Origin of the sequence: Prevotella pallens ATCC 700821, assembly GCF_000220255.1 — a bacterium.
Taxonomy (GTDB): domain Bacteria; phylum Bacteroidota; class Bacteroidia; order Bacteroidales; family Bacteroidaceae; genus Prevotella; species Prevotella pallens.
Map to the genome: position 1 here is coordinate 590,978 of NZ_GL982514.1, position 17,686 is coordinate 608,663.

Sequence of the window (17,686 nt, forward strand, 5' to 3'; positions counted from 1 at the left end):
ATTATAATATAAAAACATAAAAGTTGCTGTTTTGTGCGATATCTATTTACTTACTGACAGACGTCTGAAACGCTACTGACAGACGTATAAAACGAACGCAACAGACGTATAAAACAAAAGCTACTATATTTAGCTGTTTTATATATACACCTAATATGGCATATCGGCTTATAAAACAAGCAGTTGGCGCAGTTTATAGCTTTCTCTATTATTTTCAACCGAACCTAAAAAAAGATATTTAAATTAAACAACTTAGGCACGATTGTTACAAATAAAAAAAGCGACTTGTTCAGCCGCTTTTTCTATATATCACTACTTTCTGTTATTGCCATGCTGGTGTCTTTAGCCAAGGAATGAAATAATGAGTTCCAAGTTTATTCATCTTGTCGCTTTGTGCTACACCATTGAGACTAAGCTCCGCTGCAAACGGCATAAATTCGTTGCTGTTGGGTTTTACATCATTTTTAACCCAATAAGTATCCAACCAGAATGTGCGTTCTATAATTTCGTTCCTGTCTATTCGCTTCCAAAAATCTTCGTGGCACATATAATAGCCTGCCACGTTGAACGATAAATTATAGTTTGGTCCAAGATAATACTCCTCCACTTTTATCTCACCCGATGTTACTTGAGGACTTGGAAGTGTCATTCTTACGGCTACTTTATAATTATTTGTTGGATTAGGGTCTCTGTTACCTACGCACATAGTTGGCTTTATATTCGTCGGTTTCTATATATATAAATATGTTGTAGTTGGCAAAATCTGCCCTCATATTTCGCTCAATATCGTTAATTATGGCAGATGCTTGCGCCTCAAATTCGGGTTTTAAATCAATTTTAGCCGTAACCAAAATATCTGTAGGACTTAAATGTATGGTCTTTACATTAATCAGCTTACTTATTTCGGTGCGATTGAAAGCAGACTTAATGCGCAGCAAGTCGTTTGTTGTAACGCTTTCGCCAATAAGCAACCCGTAAAATTCGCATGCCAAAAAGAGGGCTGCACCGCAAAGCAACAATCCAATTAACACACCAGACAAGGCATCGTAGAATGGGTTATTGGTGAAATGGCTAAGCAACGTGCCACCTAAAGCTATCAGCAAACCCAAAACGGCACAACTGTCTTCGGCAAAAATTATAAGAATTTCGCTATGTCGGCTCTCTCGCAAAAATCTGTAAAGCGACAACCCGTCTTTGTTAAGTGCTTTTATCTCTTTAATAGCAACACGCAAACTAACAGTTTCTACAATCAGTCCGAACACCAATATACCCATCACAAGCCACGTGTTTTCTACATTGTGTTCGGGGTGGAACAACTTTTCGGTGGCTTCCATTACACCCAATGCACCGCCTGCAAAGAACAACATCATAGCAACTACCAAGCTATAGAAATATTTTGCACGAGCCTGACCAAACGGGTGTTTGTCTGACACTTTTGCAGCAGCTTGCTTATTGCCCACAAGCAGCAATATTTCGTTGCCACAATCTACTATACTATGTATCGACTCGTTCAGCATTGCAGCCGAACCAGATATTGCAAAACCTATAAACTTTGATATTGCCACCAGCACATTAGCACCTAAAGCAGCAATAACACTCATCATTCCACCTTTGTTTTTCTCTTCGTTCATCTCTGTTTGTTAAGTAATTCAGCTTATTTTTTACGCTGCAAAGTTAGTGATTTTTTCTATTCGAACAAGCAACTTTATTCGCATTTTGCACCATATAGGCTAACTCTACGCCCTACACTATTGCAAAGCGCACCACACACAAGCAAACAACAAGCAACAAACAACAAGAGTGCATTAATAAGCATACACATACCAATGTGGCATTTTTACAGGCTATATATATAAAGGTGTATAACATATAGTGTACACCCTTATTTTATAAAGAAAATGCGATAGATTAGAGGGAGATTTAAAACAGACGTCTGAAACGAACGTTACAGATATCTAAGACGAACGTTACAGACGTCTAAAACTTTGTGCTTGCATAAAGTGGTATGCCACAACACACTGCACACAACAAAAAACAAGTGGTATGGGCACAGAAAGTTGCTTAATGGAACATGGAGAAACAATAGAACTAAAGGAAGAAAAGCAATGACTGATTACGCTGCCGTACACACTATTGTTTTTATTTAATGTTTACTTGTAACTATCTTATAATCTGCTATTATCGCTTTACATAAAAAAAGAAGATACTATTTGTATCTTCTCTTTAGTGACCCCGATGGGATTCAAACCCATGACCTTAGGAACCGGAATCCTACGCTCTATTCAGCTAAGCTACGGAGCCATTGGTTTGGCTATACGCATTTGGTATGCCGAACGTGTGCAAAGGTACTGTAAAGTTCTTAATTAGCAAAATTTATGCGCCACAAAATAAGCATTAGGCAGGGCTGCAAGCAAAGCCAGAAAGTAGGCAAACAGGCGTATTAAGCCTTTTAAACAATAGTTAGAAAGCAGCGTGGTTAATGTATTAATTTGTTAAGTAATACTCAACAATTTGATTATCAGCATATTTTTTTATACCTTTGCACGCATTAATATGAAGCCGAGAAATTATGTGCACCATTTCTCATGTGCACCATTTCGCATAGCTTGCTCATTTTGTGGTAAGTTTATAGGTTTCGGAAAATTGTATGTAATGAGAAATATAAGAACACTAACAGTAGGAATTTTAATGGTATTGGCACTAAACTCTGCAAGTGCAGAGACTGCCGCAAAAGCTAAAAAATTCGATTGGCGACCCGTGATGGACGCTATTACACAGGTAGAAAGTAAAGGAAATGCAAAAGCCGTAAACGGTCCGCACGCTGGAATATTACAAATTTCGCACCACGTTGTGGCAGAATGTAACAACATTTTAAAAGCAAAAGGTAGCAAGAAACGTTACACAATGGCAGACCGTTTCAGTCCCGAAAAATCGAGAGAGATGTTTGTTCTGTTTCAATCAAAATATAACAAGACAAACAATGCAGAGCGAGCCATTCGTATGTGGCATGGCGGAATAAACTTTAGCAAGAGCAAAACGCAACAGTATTACAACAAAGTGAAGCGGTTTTTAAGAAACTAAACAAACCACAAAACGCTTATAAATAGATGCTTATACGTGTTGCCTATATAAACGCTTATAGTGTATAGGCACTTGCAGAAACGTGTTTTTACCTGTTTAAAGGTATATTCAGATGCTAAGAACCAACAACATTTATGTTTAGTTTGGTATAACAGCAAAAATATGTACCTTTGGAAGAACAAATAAAAACAAAAGAACAAAAGATTGTACGTATGAATTTTACATGGATAATAGGACTGCTTTTAGTGGGTGTTTCGGCAAGTGCCGCATACATTAGTTGGCATATTTGGCAGCTTGTGCCGTTTGGCATTTTAGGAAAATGGCTTGCTGTGGCAGCAATATTGCTGTGTTTCTTCTGCCTTTTTCTAAATACGCTTTTAGACAAGATGCCAATGCCACTTGCAACAGCACTATACGAGGTGGGCACGTCGTCTATATTTATAGGCTTATACTTGCTAATGCTGTTTGTGGTGTTAGACCTTCTTAGGCTTATTAGACTCATTCCTAAGGAGTTTCTTTATAATAGTTGGACAGGAACTGTAACTATTTCGGCACTTATTATAGGTGTCTTTGTATATGGATATCTACACTATATGGACAAAAAACGTGTAGAAATACAGCTGAATACAGAACAGAAAATGAAGCAAAAGCACCGCATTGTGATGCTTACAGACTTGCATTTGGGCTACCACAATCGTGCCGACGAATTTAGGAAGTGGATAGACACCGTGAACAAAGAGCAACCAGAAGCTGTTTTGATAGGTGGCGACATAATAGACAGAAGTATCCGCGCCATAAACGAACAAAATATGGCAGCAGAGTTTAAACGTCTAAAAGCTCCGGTTTATGCGTGTTTGGGCAACCACGAATACTACAGTGGCGAACCAAAGGCTAAACAGTTTTACAAAAAAGCGGGTATAAATTTGCTGATAGATAACCACGCTTTAGTTCCGTTGAAAGGTGGCGACACGCTACTTGTGATAGGCAGAGACGACCGAATAAATATGCGAAGGGCTCCACTTAAAACACTCGCAGAGAAAGCACCACACGGCTATTACACCATAGTTATAGACCATCAGCCGTACCATTTGGAGGAAGCACAGCAAGCAGGAGTAGACTTCCAACTATCGGGACACACACATTACGGACAAGTTTGGCCCATTAGCTGGATTGAAGATGCTATTTACGAAGACGCGTTTGGTCCGCTGCAAAAGGGCAAAACGCAATATTATGTGTCGTCGGGTATTGGCATTTGGGGAGGCAAATTCCGTATAGGAACACAGTCGGAGTATATAGTTGCAGAACTTAGATAGGAATTTAGCTGCAGAAAATGTTTCTATACAAATGGGGCATTAGCACATAATGCTATTATATTTCGCTAATACAATTGTTTCGTGCCATACATCGCTTTTTTGCCAGTTATATTGCTGGTAGTACTAACTTGTATTAGCTTGCTACGTATTCAGCATAAAATAAAGCAAAATTAGGCTATACGCTAATGCACCGTTTAGTTATAAGAGCCATAGAGAAGCCATGACCCTTATAAAGTTTTTACCATTCAAAATCTTGTGCCAAACCACCTTCGCTGGTTTCCTTATAAAGCGAAGGAAGGTCGTGTCCAGTTTGTTTCATCACCTCGACAACCTTGTCGAACGAAACACGATGGCGCCCATCGCTAAAGTTAGCATACAGTTGCGCATCGAGCGCACGGCATGCAGCAAAAGCGTTACGTTCTATACATGGTATCTGCACTAATCCGCAAACAGGGTCGCAGGTCATTCCCAAGTGATGTTCTAACCCCATTTCGGCTGCATACTCTATTTGCGACGGTGTTCCACCAAATAGCTGGCAAGCAGCTGCAGACGCCATAGCGCAAGCTACACCTACTTCGCCTTGACAGCCTACTTCGGCTCCAGAGATAGACGCATTGGCTTTTACCACATTGCCAAATAAACCAGCAGTAGCCAACGCACGTAGAATTTTGCGTTCGGAGAACTGATGCGCCTTAGCCAGATGGTATAGCACGCCCGGCATAACACCACACGAGCCACAAGTTGGCGCAGTAACAATGGTACCACCAGAGGCATTTTCTTCGCTAACGGCAAGTGCATAAGCATATACCAAGCCACGCGATTGCAGGCTGCTTCTATAGCTTAATGCCTTTATATAATAGTTGCTGGCTTTACGCGAAAGCTTCAACGGACCGGGTAATACGCCATCGTTTTCCAAACCACGTTCCACAGCATTACACATCATAAGCCACACTTCGTGCAAATAGTCCCATATTTCAGAACCTTCACATTCGTCTGTATATTCCCAGAAACCACGCCCACTATCTTCGCACCAGTGTTGTATTGCTTTCAGTGTAGATAGTTCGTAGACTGGTTCTGTATAAAACATATCGTCTTTTCCTTTTCCTTCAGAGAGCGCACCACCGCCAACACTATACACCACCCATTCGTTTTCAACGTGTTTTTCGGCATCTAACGCCTTATAGCGCATACCATTTGTGTGGAAAGATAGCACTGTGCCCGGTTTCCATATTATTTCTACTGGAGCTATTTTAGATAACACTTCGGTGATAGCCACATCGGTAAGGTGGCCCTTTCCCGTTGCAGCCAAACTGCCATATAGTGTTACTTCGAACGCTTTAGCATTCGGATTACGCTGCGCAAATATCTCTGCTGCACGAGCGGGACCCATAGTATGACTGCTTGAAGGACCTTTCCCTATTCTAAATATCTCTTTCAACGAGTTCATAAATCTTCTTTATAGTTTCTTGGAATATAGTTATAGATAAAGTTGTTACACTATTTTTGCCCACGATAGATATCAGAATGACACCGCAAAGTGGTATTAGCGCATACTTTCAGCGTACAAATGTAACAATTTATTATGGAAAGTAACGATTAAAATGCTATAAAATGGTTTCAGACTATTAGTTTTTCCTATAAGCGTTAGAGCCCTAAGAGATGCTAATTTAATTAGCTCGCTTAGAGTTCCTACTGCTCTATAGGTTTTAATATACCTATACTGAATAGAATTTTTATTGTGTATGAAGAGTTGAAACACATAAACCTAAATGCGGCATTTGACCGTAACAACAGCACATTTTGTTGGTATTACTGCTTTCTACTAACGTTGTTTTTCTTGTTGGCAGATTGTTTTCTATACTAACTTGCTGTAGTTTGCTATGCGTTCGTTATGAAATAGAATCTGTCTGCACAACAATAAAACAAAACTTGTTAAGGTGCTAACACCCATATTGGGTAGAATTTTTATTCAGCTTCGCTTTGTTCAAGCAAGAATTGCTCTGCACGCTGCATATCTTCGGGCGTGTCTATACCTACAGTTTCAACGTTAGTGAGCCCTACTTTTATCTTAAATCCGTTTTGTAGCCAACGCAATTGTTCCAAACCTTCAGCCAATTCGAGCGACGATTGTGGTAGCTTTGTTATTTGGTGTAACACATCTGTGCGATAAGCATATAGCCCTATATGTTTAAGAAAAGGATAAGCCTCAATCCACTCGCTTTCTTCTTTCTCTCGTATATAAGGAACAAGCGCACGTGTGAAGTACATTGCATAGTTGCGATTGTCGATAATTATTTTTGGCGAATTAGGGTTCTTTGCCTCTTCTATGGTAGCAAACGGCTTTCCAAGTGTGGCAATCTGTGTACCAACATCTTTGAAACAAGCCAGCACTGTTTCAATCTGGCTACGTTGTATGAAAGGTTCGTCGCCTTGAATGTTTACCACTACATCAAAGTTTCCACCAATTTGTTCTAACGCTTCAGCAATACGGTCGGTACCACTTTGGTGGTCGGTACTTGTCATAACAGCATTTGCCCCCAGAGAAGTTATCGTATTATAAATTCGTTTGTCGTCTGTAGCAACATAAACATCGTCGAGTACGGTGCTAACTTGTTCTACAACGCGCTGTAAAACATATTTACCGCCTAATATTGCGAGTGGTTTGCCCGGGAAGCGAGACGATGCATAGCGAGCAGGAATTATACCAATTGCTTTCATTTGCATTTATTTTTTTCTGTTTTTGTATATTTGTGCTGTATTAAAAGAACAGCGTTATAAACATGTTTTGTTTGCATAGCACAGTTTGCAGCTATATTTGATAGTACCAGAACATAATGTGTCGCATTAAGGAATTTGAGAAACGAAACCAACGATAGGCACTTACGGGCTTTCCTCCAAAGCTTAAAATGAAGTCGCGATAGTTGCTATGCGAGAACGGAAGTCCAAGATTAAGAATGTGAAGATGGTTTTGTTTGCGTTTGTGCGTTTCCTTTATCGCATACCAAACTGTAAGTGTGTGGGGGTGATAGAACATATATCGCTTTTCCATAGCTGCATCGAACCACAGCATAGAATCAGTTCCAGAGTCTACAACCACGCTACCTCCAACCATTTTCCCTTTATACTCTGTAACATAAATATGTCCGAAAACACTATTCCCTATCTGCTGAAACAGTTCTTCGTTGGGTATGTATCGCTGTTTGCGTAGTATGTAGTATCGTTTTATAAGGCGATAAAGTTGGTGTATTTCAGCTTTGCTCTCCACCTTTCGTGTTTCAAATCCGCTTTCTATGGCTTTCTCCACTCGCTGAATTACCTTCGCAGAAGCCCGTTCTTCTGGTGCTCTACTGTGTAAAGAATGGTGAACTTGTATCCACGGAATAGGCACAAAGCCGTGTTTGCGCAGTGTTCTGTAGCCAAACATTTTCTTCGATATATCGCTAAGCTCTATATGGAAGCACCGATGGCGTAACAAATGGGCAACAAGGGCATTCATCATTATATCGAAAAGTTTTCCTCTCTCTATATAATCAATATAGTCTTTATAGCAACCTTCGCCATAGATGCGTGCTCGACGAGTGAAATTAATGTACAAGAAACGCCGCTTTACACGAATTTGAGCAAGAATTTGTCCGACAACTCCACCCTTCTCATCAATAGCAACCACCATACACGGGCGCAGACGTGGGGTCTGTTCCAACATACAGAAGAGGTTGTTACTGTGAAAGAAGGAGCCTTTGCAAAGCTCGGGCAGATCTTTACTATGTGTTATAATATTGGTTCTAACTTCCATATAACCTACAAGGTGCTACTGAATGTGCACCGATGGGTGTATAAACATTATTTGCAAATGTAACGAATGTTTTGTAAAAAAGAAAAGAAAGTATGGTTTTTCTATTCGTTTTTAGTAATTTTGTACCTAATATGAAGACTGTATTAATAGGTGCAGGGAATATTGCTACTGTTTTGGGACACGCCCTTTACAATGCAAAACACGACATTGTGCAGGTTTATAGCCACACAATGGCAGCAGCAATTCTCTTGGCGAAGAAACTGAATGCCACACCAACCAACAGTTTAGATACCATAACAAATAATGCCGACCTTTATATTATAGCTGTTAAAGATAGTGTGCTTGATGCTGTGATTAGCAAATTGTGTATAAATCGCACCGATAAGCTATTTGTGCACACTGCTGGTTCGGTGTCAATTGATGTTTTTTGTGGTCGGGCAAAGCGCTATGGTGTGCTCTATCCTATGCAAACATTCTCGAAAACACGCATTATAGATTTTCAGAACATTCCTATTTTTATAGAAGCGGACAGCAATTCAACGCTACAAACCATTACGAACGTGGCACAATCGGTTAGTAACAACGTATGCCAACTGTCGTCGGCAGACCGCCGCTATCTACATCTGGCTGCTGTATGGGCTTGCAATTATACTAATTTCTGCTACAATATGGCTGCAGAAACGTTGCAAAAGGTGGGACTATCTTTCGATATTATGTTGCCATTAATTGATGAAACAGCAAGAAAAGTACACTATTTGTCGCCGCAAGAAGCACAAACAGGGCCAGCTATACGATACGATAAAAACATAATTGAAGCACAAATGAAACTCATGAACTACGATAAAAGTGCACAACAGCTGTACCAACTAATGGCAGAGAATATTCATAAAAGAAATAAAAAATAGATATATACATATTGTTTAATCATATTTTATAACGCAATGATAAACTACGATTTAGATAAAATAAAAGCTATTATATTTGATGTAGATGGAGTTCTCTCGCTAAACACCGTATCTATGAATAGCGAAGGCGACCCTGTAAGAACCTTAAACATTAAAGATGGATATGCCATTCAGCTTGCTGTGAAGCTCGGACTAAAACTTGCTATTATGACGGGAGGCAGAAACGAAGAAATACGGAAACGATATGCCTATCTCGGAGTACACGATGTGTTTTTAAATTGTGCCGTTAAGCTGGACACATGGGAAGCTTATCTTAAAGCAAACAATCTGCAACCAGAAGAAATTATATACGTTGGCGATGATATTCCCGACTATGAGGTAATGCAAAGGGCAGGCTGTGCATGTTGTCCAAAGGACGCTTGTGCCGACATTAAAGCCATTGCCACTTACGTAAGCAACTACAATGGCGGTATGGGAGTGGCTCGCGATATCATTGAACAGGTGTTGCGCGCACAAGGAAAATGGCTGAAAAGTGCAAAAGCCTTTGGGTGGTAAGAGAGCTTTGATGGACTTCTTATAAAGGTACACCAAAGTTTTTAGACAAGAATTACAAGCCTTTAAAACTATAATATGTATATGAAAACAGCATTGAAAAACAATATTGAGAAAACGCTATCGGCGCTTTTGTTCATAGTAATGTGCCTATATACTTGCCAGACCTATGCGCAAATGATGAATATGACACCTTACGATTTGCCCATTCCCGACAGTCTGCGTCTTGCCACAGATAAAAGAATGACTAAAGAACAAGCTATTTACGACATCAATGCTTTGATTTATACTGTCAGTGAAGTACATCCGAACATGTATGCAATGTGCAACCAAGGCGAGTTTATGAGCCGTGTGAACGCAATAGAGCAGGAAATGCCCGACACTCTTACGCGCGCCACCCTATATAAATATGTTGCACCACTATTAGCGCTGCTTGGCGATGGACACACACACGTGTTTCCACCTTACAACGACATACTTACAAAGACTGTTCTACGCTTTCCATTGCAGGTAGATGTGGACAACCAGAGTGGCAAAATAACAGCTCGCTATTCTCTATTCGGCATTCCGAAAGGGGCAGAAATAACCGAAATAAACGGTGTTTCAAGTGCCGCCATCATTGCAAACTTACTTCAATACGTGTCGGGAGAGCGCCGTTTCTTTCGCTTAATGAAACTAAAGGATTACTTTAGCGCCCTATTCCAACTTTGCTATTATGCCGATAAGTATACTATCAAATATGTATGGAAGAACAATATAAAGGAAACAATACTAAAAGGACCAACCTTCGATGAGATAAGAGCCGAGAAAAAGAAAGTCGAAAAGGCTACAGGGAAGCTACTTGAAACAAAGAAACAGGAACAGAAACATTTTGAATACCAACTCTTAGAGGGTGGTCGGGTGGCACTAATGTCGTTCAACGACTGCACAGACCCATCAGGAATGACAGTCTTTCTCGACTCAATGATAACCGAAATAAACGCAAAGAAGGTGCAGAACCTTATAATAGACGTGCGCAAAAATGACGGTGGCGATTCTCGTATAGGCGATTTGATATTCGAACGCATAAGCAAAGTGCCTTTCCAACAGTTTGGAAAAGCCTTTATGCGTATAACTCCAACAACGCAACGTTTATTAAAGAACGCTTACGGTGATAAGTTTCTCTCGCCTACAGGACTGTACTTGGAAAATGAAGATAGCTTGAATGTACCACTAAACAATAAAGCTCGCTGCTACACTGGTAAGGTTTGGCTGTTAACAAGCAACTACACGTTCTCTTCGGCTGCTTCTTTTTCGTGGGCATTCAAATACTTCAATATGGGCAAAGTTGTTGGTGAGGAAACTGGTGGTATGAATGTTTGCTTCGGAGATGTACTCGAATACCGTCTGCCCATATCGCAATTATATTGCTACATATCGTATAAGCGGTTCTGGCAATACGGCGCTGACGAAACAGACATACACGGTACGATACCCGATATTGCAGTTCCTGCCGACAAAGCACTGGAAACAACGTTGCAACTGATAAGAAACAAAAAATAAAGAAGATATGAGCTATAAAGATTACCATATTATATTGGCGAGCAATTCGCCCAGGAGAAAAGAGCTGTTGCGTGGTCTCGATATTGCATTCGATGTGCGTGTGCTACCAAATATTGCCGAAACATATCCTAACACTATAGCACCGTCAGATGTTGCTGCCTATATAAGTAGTGAGAAAGCTGATGCGTACAAAGACACAATAACTGATAACGAACTTGTTATTACGGCAGATACCGTGGTTATCGTGGACAACGAAATACTGGGAAAGCCTCACAACAATGCTGAAGCAAAGCAAATGCTACACAAAATAAGTGGTAGACAACATCAAGTGGTTACTGCCGTATGTTTAACAACTACGAAAAAGCAACGCTGCTTTTCGGTTTCTACCAACGTTACCTTTAAACAGCTAACAGAAGAAGAGGTGAACTATTATGTAGAAACTTATAGACCGTTAGACAAGGCTGGTGCATACGGCATTCAAGAGTGGATTGGATATATTGGTGTAACATCGCTCGAAGGTAGCTACTTTAACGTTATGGGACTACCCGTGCAACGCATTTGGGAAGAACTAAACGCATTTTAATGTATAAAAACAACGGTTTCAACGAAACAATACAGCTTCTTTCGCAAGATAAAACATAGGTTTTCGCAAGATAAAACATAGGCTTTTGCAAAACAAAACAACGGTTTCAACGAAACAATACAATTATAAAAGATTAAAACAATGGCTTTAATAAAAGCAGCAAGAGGAAAAAGTCCACAGTGGGGAGAGCGTTGCTACTTTGCAGAGAACGCTACTTTGGCAGGTAATATAACGATGGGTAACGACTGCTCGATATGGTTTGGGGCAGTGATACGTGCCGATGTAGATGCAATAGTAATGGGAAACGAAGTGAACGTACAGGATTTAGCGTGTATTCACCAAACCGAAGGAAAACCTGTAGTTATTGAAGATGGTGCTAGCATTGGTCATTCGGCTGTTGTGCACGGTGCTACTATTCGTAAAAATGCTCTCGTTGGAATGAATGCAACGGTGCTCGATAATGCCGAAGTGGGCGAAAACTCTGTGGTAGCAGCAGGTGCCGTAGTACTGCAAGGCACAATAATACCGCCTAACGAGATATGGGGTGGCATTCCAGCAAAGCGCATTAAAGCAGCAACGCCAGGACAATCGCGTTTATTTGCCGACCATTATCTGTACATAAAGAAATGGTACGAGGGAGAGGAAGAGTGAATTTGAATAAATCACACCACTCTTTCATCGTCCACACAAATAAACTAATGCTGTGTATAATGCCGATAAAAGTATGTATATAAGGGCATTATACACGCATTAAGATAACTTTATATTAAACATAAAACACCTATAATATATACCATAACTCCATTTTTATACCAATGAAAACAACCAAAATAAATAATAACAAATAATTTTTTTCAACTTTAAATGTCACAAAACTGTTGTTCGTTCGTTTACCTTTTGAAAAGCAATGGAAATAGAAACATTTAGCCAAATGGCAATAAACCTGCGTAGCCGACTACTTAAAGTGGCTGCAACACTGGAGGGAGGAGACGCTGAAGCCGAAGACTTCGTGCAAGAAACTTTTCTCCGCATGTGGGCAATGCGACAGAAATTAGACGCACATACCAACATTGAAGCATTGGCTATAAAGATTATTAAAGGTGTGGCTATAGACCATTGGCGACATAGAAAAATAGAATGTGCAGAGAGTAATAGGCCGAAAGAACTTGTTGCAGAACTGGAACAGACAGATGGAAAGGACGATATGGAGCTGATACAGTATATTGTAGACCATCTACCACCACTACAACAGCAAGTGTTTAGACTAAAAGAGATAGACGGATACGAAAACGAAGAGATTGCAAAAATATGTAATTGCAAACCCGAAGCACTACGGCAAAATCTATCGAGAGCCCGAAGATACATTCAAAAAGAATTTATAAGACTGACAACAGAGAGGAGAACTATATGCAAATAGACAATATTTACAGCTTAATTGCCAAATATACAGAAGGCGAAACGACTGTTGCAGAAGAAGAACAGCTACGAAACTTCTTTGCACAAGACCCGCTACTGGTGCCAAACGAACTGAGACCATTTTGCGCTTTGTTTCGTTGGGAACAGCAAGAACGCTGCAAACAAGTGGCAAAACAAACGGTTTCATCGGCAAAAACAAACGCTCTTAAAAAACATAAACGCCTACCAAACTGGATTGTTGCTACTGTTTCGGCTGCTGCAGCTGTGGTGATTACATTATTTATAGTGCGACACAATGTTACGAAAACTGGCGATTATGCTTTTATAGATGGCGAATGCACTACCAACAAAACTATGGTTCACCAAGAGGCAGAAGCTGCTCTAGATATGGTTTCTGCCAACGAGGGTGAAGATTTCCAAGCGCTTTCACAAATAGGAGGAACAAGCAATGAAGAATAAAATAATGAGAATAGCCATTATGCTATGTCTGTTTGTAGCTATAATACCTGCAAAAGCACAGAGCGATTTGCAGATAAATATTGTGTTCGAACGCTTCGGAAAGGCAAAAAACTGTAAGATGGTAGTGCTAAACGATGCCGTTCTCAGGGGCTACAAACTAAAGGTTTACAAAGCATTGACCTATAAAAAGATTGGTGCAAGCATAGCTCCATATTTGAATAGCGATAGAAAAAAGGCACGTAAAATACGCGAAATAGTGGATAATGGTAAAATTACCAGTGGCTACTATATGCTTCCACCACTACCTTCGGGACTTAACAGGTATATACTTTTCAGTAATCTAACTAACAATAGTGGAGCCATTATTTATATAGAAGGTACGCTCGGTCCAGACGATATTATGAAACTATGCTACGCTAAACATTAAAACAAAAACCAATAATAATAATATAAACGCAAAACAGATAGAATTATGAAACACTTACTATTTTTATTAATGCTCGCGATGGCTGTTCCAGCAATAGCTAACGAAGAAAACGACACAATAATCTACTACAACAACAAACAATTTGTGGTGAGCACAGACAGCATTGAAACCCATGTGGCTGTATTCAACAAAGACGGTAATGCGCTTGTAAAGAACAAAGAAACTAGCTATATAGATGGTCAGGAGGTAGAACGCTTCTTCATTTCTTCGCCATTTGTACCCATTCGGAAACACAAAAATAATACGTTTTATGGTAATATTCCCGATTTCTATATTGGTACAAACTTGCTAAATGGTGGAGAGGCTATGCATAGCAAAGATGTAAACTCGTTAGAATGGGGAATTACACACTTCCAAATAGGTATGGGACTTAACGCTTCTAATTCTCTCGGCTTAGTCTTTGCATTTCAAACGGGTTTTGTTCACAACCATTTCCAAACCAATTATATGCTGACAGATGTAGACGGTAAGCCAACAATTGCAAGGAACACGGCAGAAAATGTGCGTACAAGCTTTATTAAATATTACTACTTTAAGACTCCTATTATGATAGAGTGGAAAAAACAAATGTATAAAAAGAAAGTATATTTAGGGATTGGTTGTTCGGTGGATATTAAGAGCGAGATACGCAGTAAGTATCGTATTAAGAGCAAACGCTATACTGTTAGCCGCAACTTAGACACCAATCCTGTTGGTTTAAACCTTGAGGCTTACTTTGGTTTTAACTCCTTTTCTATTTATGCACACTACAGTTTAACAAAACTAATGAATAGCGGAATTGCTTGCCACCCTTTTGGAATTGGCGTTGGTTTTGAACTTTAATTCAGATTAAACAGCTTAGGTGCGATAGAACAACTATGAAGTCTATGCGCAACGGCTCTCACTTTTAACAATGAAAACGGCATAGAACCTTTATAATAACTATAGGTTCTATGCCTTATATATTTTTTATAAACCGCTGACGTCAATAGCGTTTTATTGCTCTATCCATTTCTCTCCGGTCTTCTTTTTCCTTTAACGTTTGTCGCTTGTCGTATTCTTTTTTACCACGACACAGAGCAATGTCTACCTTCGCACGTCCGTGCTGGTCTATAAACACCAATATTGGCACAATGGTATAGCCTGGCGACTTTGAGTCTTCTGCCAAACGGTTTATTTCTCGCCTATTTAATAGCAGCTTACGCTTGCGTCTGGCTTCGTGGTTAGCAAACGACCCATAGAAATATGGCGATATGTTCATACCCTCTAACCATATTTCGCCTTTGTTAATAAAGCAGTACGTATCAACCAAAGAGGCTTTTCCTGCACGTATAGATTTTATTTCGGTGCCTGTAAGCACTATTCCTGCCGTGTAGGTGTCTACAAAATAGTATTCGAAAGAAGCCTTCTTGTTGCGTATTTGTATTGGCGACTTCTTGCGAATTTCTTGTTCTTCTTTATTCATTTTTCAATTGTAGCAAAGTTGTTAATGTGGTCGTCAATGTAAGCAGCTATCATTTTTGTCCACTGTTCTTCGTTCACTATAAAGTCATCGTCAGCATCGTCGAACTCTGGCATTTGTTCGTAGAGCGCCATAAAGTCGTCGTCCGACATTTCTTTTTCTATCTGGCTGTGATACTTGTCGTATGCTTTTCTGGTGCGACGGAGGTGCGAATACAATTCGGTAATGCCCCAATTGCGCATTGCTGGTCCGAAAGGATTCTTAAATATAAATGCGCCGTAACCATTATAAATAAGCTGAATGTAGCCACCATTCATTACTTCGCTATGTAAATAGCTCCACCCCAACAGTGTTATTTGGTCGGAGTTTAGCTGTTGCATCGTCTCATTGGTTAGCGTTCCTCCTATTGCAGCATTTATTGCATCTATAAATGTTGCTACAAAAGCGTCCTCTCCTTCGGCTGCTGCTGAACGAAGCGTAGCATCGTTTACCTTAACTTCTATCATTGTTTTATGGTTTTCGATTTCTGTTTTATATCCCCTACTCTTTTATTTCTTCTACCGTTGTATTCGGAATGTCGTGTTCGCGTATCATTTGGTCAAGACTTTTAAATGTGTAGGCTGCCTTATCTTTTACATATATTGTGTTGAAACGTTGGCGCAAGTCCATAAGTTTTTGCATAGCAAGCGGATAGAGTTCGGCTGTTATGCGTTCTGCCATACTTTTTGCGTTAGGTTGCGTAAAGTCGAAATACTGTATAAGCATTTGTTGGAACTGCCTGCGTTGCATTTCGTTCATTTGTTCTAACTGTGCGTCCATCTTGTTTTTGGCACGATATATTTGAAATATCAGCTCGTCTGGCTCGCCTCCACGCTGACCACGGTCGTACTTTTTTTCGTAATCGAAGTAACAGTCGCAAAAACCTTTGTCGGCTAAGTCTTTCAGTTCTTGCTTTGCTGGTTCGAGCACACGACGACAAAAGTCGGAGAATTTTTTGTAGTTGTTCTCCAAACGTAGCATTTTTCTAAACTCTAAGGTTTTTATAACGGTGCGCCCTTTGTCTACCCACGATTCTATAAACATATAGATGCGTTGTGTGTAACGATTTTTACAAGCAAACACTATCTGCTTTCCAAGTCGGTGATAACCAAAGTCTAACGATACCAAACGTTCTGCAACGCTACGGTCGAGCTTTAATATTGCATACTTGTTATACGAGCGATCTTCTGGTATATAAACGTCGCAAAGGTTGGTTGCTTTTGTATATTTGCGTCCTTCGCTTGTTTTATAAGGAATTTCTACTGGTATGGCGGCTAGCATTTTAAGCGATGTGCGCAACTGCGGATAGTGGTTTGGGTCTACGCCAAGTTCCTTAAATGGCAGTTTTATTGGCATTCGTCCGTCTTCGTCTAGCTCTTTCGTTTTAAAGAGGTCTAACTGTGGACTTCGCTTGTTGTTTAAGATGCCATGCAAAATAGCCTGTAAACTCTCTACAATAGATACTAGTATGCGCACCTGAATGAGCGAATAGTCGTGCCGCATCATTGTTACTGCAATGGGCTGAAGTAGCCACGTTTCTTCTTCAATGGGAATAAGCTCGTCTGAAATGCCACGTTTTACGGGCGCTTTCTGCGCTTTAGCTCCCTTTTTGGGTTTAGAAGCCGCAGCCGTTGGCTTCTGTGTTGCAGTTTTTTTGGTTGTTACCATACGTTATTTTTATAATGTGTGGGGATATCTAAATTGTATTTCGCCAAGTATACAGTTATATTTGGATTGCAAAGATAAGAAAACTTTTTGAATAGAACGACTAATGGCGACAAAAAGTAAGAAAAGTTTCGCACTTGCAAAATTGTTGAATAAACGGACTATTGCAAGCCTACACGGTTGCAAGATGTTGCTTTTAAATCTATATTTATAGCGAAAAAAAGAACAATGGACTATAAATATAGGCTGACTTTAGTATAATTAACATTATTTATGATTGTATATTTGGAACGATAGAGTTATACGTTTAACTTTGCAATGTGTTTTTCATGGTATTAGATTATTAAGGTTTTGAAGATTGATTGTCGTGAGACAATCAATCTTTTTTTTATGCTTATCCGCCGTTTTCG

The 17,686-nt window shown here is 39.8% G+C and carries 19 protein-coding genes and 1 tRNA gene; 11 read left to right on the plus strand and 9 right to left on the minus strand.

Annotation, left to right across the window (positions count from 1 at the left end):
• Positions 1-322: 322 nt before the first annotated feature.
• The 3 genes from HMPREF9144_RS11635 to HMPREF9144_RS11645 all read right to left on the minus strand — a co-directional run bounded on the left by HMPREF9144_RS11635 (position 323) and on the right by HMPREF9144_RS11645 (position 2,301).
• Positions 323-706, minus strand: coding sequence for a hypothetical protein (locus tag HMPREF9144_RS11635; RefSeq protein ID WP_006046298.1), 384 nt, complete (start codon positions 704-706; stop codon positions 323-325).
• Positions 693-1,631 (minus strand): cation diffusion facilitator family transporter, encoded by a 939-nt coding sequence (locus HMPREF9144_RS11640; protein ID WP_006046299.1) that lies wholly within the window; start codon positions 1,629-1,631, stop codon positions 693-695. Before HMPREF9144_RS11640 ends, HMPREF9144_RS11635 begins: the two co-directional genes overlap by 14 nt.
• A 596-nt stretch (positions 1,632-2,227) precedes the next feature.
• Positions 2,228-2,301 (minus strand) — tRNA-Arg (locus HMPREF9144_RS11645).
• Positions 2,302-2,652: 351 nt separating this feature from the next.
• On the opposite strand from HMPREF9144_RS11645, the gene HMPREF9144_RS11650 reads away from it, so the two are divergent.
• Both HMPREF9144_RS11650 and HMPREF9144_RS11655 read left to right on the plus strand, forming a co-directional pair.
• Positions 2,653-3,081 (plus strand): transglycosylase SLT domain-containing protein, encoded by a 429-nt coding sequence (locus tag HMPREF9144_RS11650; protein WP_006046301.1) that lies wholly within the window; start codon positions 2,653-2,655, stop codon positions 3,079-3,081.
• A gap of 212 nt (positions 3,082-3,293) precedes the next feature.
• A complete protein-coding gene (locus HMPREF9144_RS11655) occupies positions 3,294-4,394 on the plus strand; it encodes a metallophosphoesterase (RefSeq protein WP_040595912.1) in 1,101 nt (366 codons plus the stop codon).
• Between the two features lie 238 nt (positions 4,395-4,632).
• Here the strand turns inward: HMPREF9144_RS11655 and HMPREF9144_RS11660 are convergent, their stop codons facing one another.
• From HMPREF9144_RS11660 to HMPREF9144_RS11670, 3 genes are all read right to left on the minus strand, one after another.
• Positions 4,633-5,841: an L-serine ammonia-lyase, iron-sulfur-dependent, subunit alpha gene (locus tag HMPREF9144_RS11660; protein ID WP_006046303.1), complete on the minus strand. Its 1,209-nt coding sequence runs from the start codon at positions 5,839-5,841 to the stop codon at positions 4,633-4,635.
• Between the two features lie 518 nt (positions 5,842-6,359).
• The gene (gene kdsB, locus HMPREF9144_RS11665) at positions 6,360-7,112 is read right to left on the minus strand and encodes a 3-deoxy-manno-octulosonate cytidylyltransferase (protein WP_040595914.1); all 753 of its coding nucleotides are present in this window, start codon (positions 7,110-7,112) and stop codon (positions 6,360-6,362) included.
• A 91-nt stretch (positions 7,113-7,203) separates the two neighbouring features.
• Positions 7,204-8,097 carry a GNAT family N-acetyltransferase gene (locus HMPREF9144_RS11670; RefSeq protein ID WP_245944630.1) on the minus strand — a complete coding sequence of 298 codons (894 nt, stop codon included), beginning with the start codon at positions 8,095-8,097 and terminating at the stop codon, positions 7,204-7,206.
• Positions 8,098-8,318: 221 nt separating this feature from the next.
• On the opposite strand from HMPREF9144_RS11670, the gene HMPREF9144_RS11675 reads away from it, so the two are divergent.
• The 9 genes from HMPREF9144_RS11675 (at position 8,319) to HMPREF9144_RS11715 (ending at position 14,953) form a co-directional block, all read left to right on the plus strand.
• On the plus strand, positions 8,319-9,092 hold the full coding sequence (locus tag HMPREF9144_RS11675; protein WP_040595810.1) for a Rossmann-like and DUF2520 domain-containing protein: 774 nt from the start codon (positions 8,319-8,321) through the stop codon (positions 9,090-9,092).
• Between the two features lie 36 nt (positions 9,093-9,128).
• Positions 9,129-9,647: a KdsC family phosphatase gene (locus HMPREF9144_RS11680; protein ID WP_006046308.1), complete on the plus strand. Its 519-nt coding sequence runs from the start codon at positions 9,129-9,131 to the stop codon at positions 9,645-9,647.
• A gap of 81 nt (positions 9,648-9,728) precedes the next feature.
• On the plus strand, positions 9,729-11,186 hold the full coding sequence (locus HMPREF9144_RS11685; RefSeq protein WP_249031138.1) for a S41 family peptidase: 1,458 nt from the start codon (positions 9,729-9,731) through the stop codon (positions 11,184-11,186).
• Positions 11,187-11,193: 7 nt separating this feature from the next.
• Positions 11,194-11,769, plus strand: coding sequence for a Maf-like protein (locus HMPREF9144_RS11690; RefSeq protein ID WP_006046310.1), 576 nt, complete (start codon positions 11,194-11,196; stop codon positions 11,767-11,769).
• 141 nt (positions 11,770-11,910) lie between these two features.
• A complete protein-coding gene (locus HMPREF9144_RS11695) occupies positions 11,911-12,420 on the plus strand; it encodes a gamma carbonic anhydrase family protein (protein WP_006046311.1) in 510 nt (169 codons plus the stop codon).
• Positions 12,421-12,676: 256 nt separating this feature from the next.
• Positions 12,677-13,186 carry a GFO_1088 family ECF-type sigma factor gene (locus HMPREF9144_RS11700; protein ID WP_006046312.1) on the plus strand — a complete coding sequence of 170 codons (510 nt, stop codon included), beginning with the start codon at positions 12,677-12,679 and terminating at the stop codon, positions 13,184-13,186.
• Positions 13,177-13,644 carry a PG0215 family putative anti-sigma factor gene (locus HMPREF9144_RS11705; RefSeq protein WP_006046313.1) on the plus strand — a complete coding sequence of 156 codons (468 nt, stop codon included), beginning with the start codon at positions 13,177-13,179 and terminating at the stop codon, positions 13,642-13,644. Before HMPREF9144_RS11700 ends, HMPREF9144_RS11705 begins: the two co-directional genes overlap by 10 nt.
• Positions 13,634-14,071 (plus strand): DUF6108 family protein, encoded by a 438-nt coding sequence (locus HMPREF9144_RS11710; protein ID WP_006046314.1) that lies wholly within the window; start codon positions 13,634-13,636, stop codon positions 14,069-14,071. Before HMPREF9144_RS11705 ends, HMPREF9144_RS11710 begins: the two co-directional genes overlap by 11 nt.
• A 45-nt stretch (positions 14,072-14,116) precedes the next feature.
• The gene (locus HMPREF9144_RS11715) at positions 14,117-14,953 is read left to right on the plus strand and encodes a hypothetical protein (protein ID WP_006046316.1); all 837 of its coding nucleotides are present in this window, start codon (positions 14,117-14,119) and stop codon (positions 14,951-14,953) included.
• Between the two features lie 142 nt (positions 14,954-15,095).
• Here HMPREF9144_RS11715 and smpB read toward each other — a convergent pair whose 3' ends face one another.
• The 3 genes from smpB to HMPREF9144_RS11730 are packed head-to-tail and all read right to left on the minus strand — an operon-like array spanning position 15,096 to position 17,279.
• Complete coding sequence (gene smpB / locus HMPREF9144_RS11720; RefSeq protein ID WP_006046317.1) at positions 15,096-15,575, minus strand: SsrA-binding protein SmpB; 480 nt, start codon at positions 15,573-15,575, stop codon at positions 15,096-15,098.
• The gene (locus tag HMPREF9144_RS11725) at positions 15,572-16,078 is read right to left on the minus strand and encodes a DMP19 family protein (RefSeq protein WP_006046318.1); all 507 of its coding nucleotides are present in this window, start codon (positions 16,076-16,078) and stop codon (positions 15,572-15,574) included. Before HMPREF9144_RS11725 ends, smpB begins: the two co-directional genes overlap by 4 nt.
• Before the next feature lie 34 nt (positions 16,079-16,112).
• Positions 16,113-17,279 carry a replication initiation protein gene (locus HMPREF9144_RS11730; RefSeq protein WP_006046319.1) on the minus strand — a complete coding sequence of 389 codons (1,167 nt, stop codon included), beginning with the start codon at positions 17,277-17,279 and terminating at the stop codon, positions 16,113-16,115.
• Positions 17,280-17,686: the final 407 nt, after the last annotated feature.

Excerpts from the sequence above, each read along its gene's own strand:
- HMPREF9144_RS11635 (WP_006046298.1), bottom strand. The coding sequence starts at position 706 with ATGTGCGTAGGTAACAGAGACCCTAATCCAACAAATAATTATAAAGTA.
- HMPREF9144_RS11640 (WP_006046299.1), bottom strand. The coding sequence starts at position 1,631 with ATGAACGAAGAGAAAAACAAAGGTGGAATGATGAGTGTTATTGCTGCT.
- HMPREF9144_RS11650 (WP_006046301.1), top strand. The coding sequence starts at position 2,653 with ATGAGAAATATAAGAACACTAACAGTAGGAATTTTAATGGTATTGGCA.
- HMPREF9144_RS11655 (WP_040595912.1), top strand. The coding sequence starts at position 3,294 with ATGAATTTTACATGGATAATAGGACTGCTTTTAGTGGGTGTTTCGGCA.
- HMPREF9144_RS11660 (WP_006046303.1), bottom strand. The coding sequence starts at position 5,841 with ATGAACTCGTTGAAAGAGATATTTAGAATAGGGAAAGGTCCTTCAAGC.
- kdsB (WP_040595914.1), bottom strand. The coding sequence starts at position 7,112 with ATGAAAGCAATTGGTATAATTCCTGCTCGCTATGCATCGTCTCGCTTC.
- HMPREF9144_RS11670 (WP_245944630.1), bottom strand. The coding sequence starts at position 8,097 with ATGTTGGAACAGACCCCACGTCTGCGCCCGTGTATGGTGGTTGCTATT.
- HMPREF9144_RS11675 (WP_040595810.1), top strand. The coding sequence starts at position 8,319 with ATGAAGACTGTATTAATAGGTGCAGGGAATATTGCTACTGTTTTGGGA.
- HMPREF9144_RS11680 (WP_006046308.1), top strand. The coding sequence starts at position 9,129 with ATGATAAACTACGATTTAGATAAAATAAAAGCTATTATATTTGATGTA.
- HMPREF9144_RS11685 (WP_249031138.1), top strand. The coding sequence starts at position 9,729 with ATGAAAACAGCATTGAAAAACAATATTGAGAAAACGCTATCGGCGCTT.
- HMPREF9144_RS11690 (WP_006046310.1), top strand. The coding sequence starts at position 11,194 with ATGAGCTATAAAGATTACCATATTATATTGGCGAGCAATTCGCCCAGG.
- HMPREF9144_RS11695 (WP_006046311.1), top strand. The coding sequence starts at position 11,911 with ATGGCTTTAATAAAAGCAGCAAGAGGAAAAAGTCCACAGTGGGGAGAG.
- HMPREF9144_RS11700 (WP_006046312.1), top strand. The coding sequence starts at position 12,677 with ATGGAAATAGAAACATTTAGCCAAATGGCAATAAACCTGCGTAGCCGA.
- HMPREF9144_RS11705 (WP_006046313.1), top strand. The coding sequence starts at position 13,177 with ATGCAAATAGACAATATTTACAGCTTAATTGCCAAATATACAGAAGGC.
- HMPREF9144_RS11710 (WP_006046314.1), top strand. The coding sequence starts at position 13,634 with ATGAAGAATAAAATAATGAGAATAGCCATTATGCTATGTCTGTTTGTA.
- HMPREF9144_RS11715 (WP_006046316.1), top strand. The coding sequence starts at position 14,117 with ATGAAACACTTACTATTTTTATTAATGCTCGCGATGGCTGTTCCAGCA.
- smpB (WP_006046317.1), bottom strand. The coding sequence starts at position 15,575 with ATGAATAAAGAAGAACAAGAAATTCGCAAGAAGTCGCCAATACAAATA.
- HMPREF9144_RS11725 (WP_006046318.1), bottom strand. The coding sequence starts at position 16,078 with ATGATAGAAGTTAAGGTAAACGATGCTACGCTTCGTTCAGCAGCAGCC.
- HMPREF9144_RS11730 (WP_006046319.1), bottom strand. The coding sequence starts at position 17,279 with ATGGTAACAACCAAAAAAACTGCAACACAGAAGCCAACGGCTGCGGCT.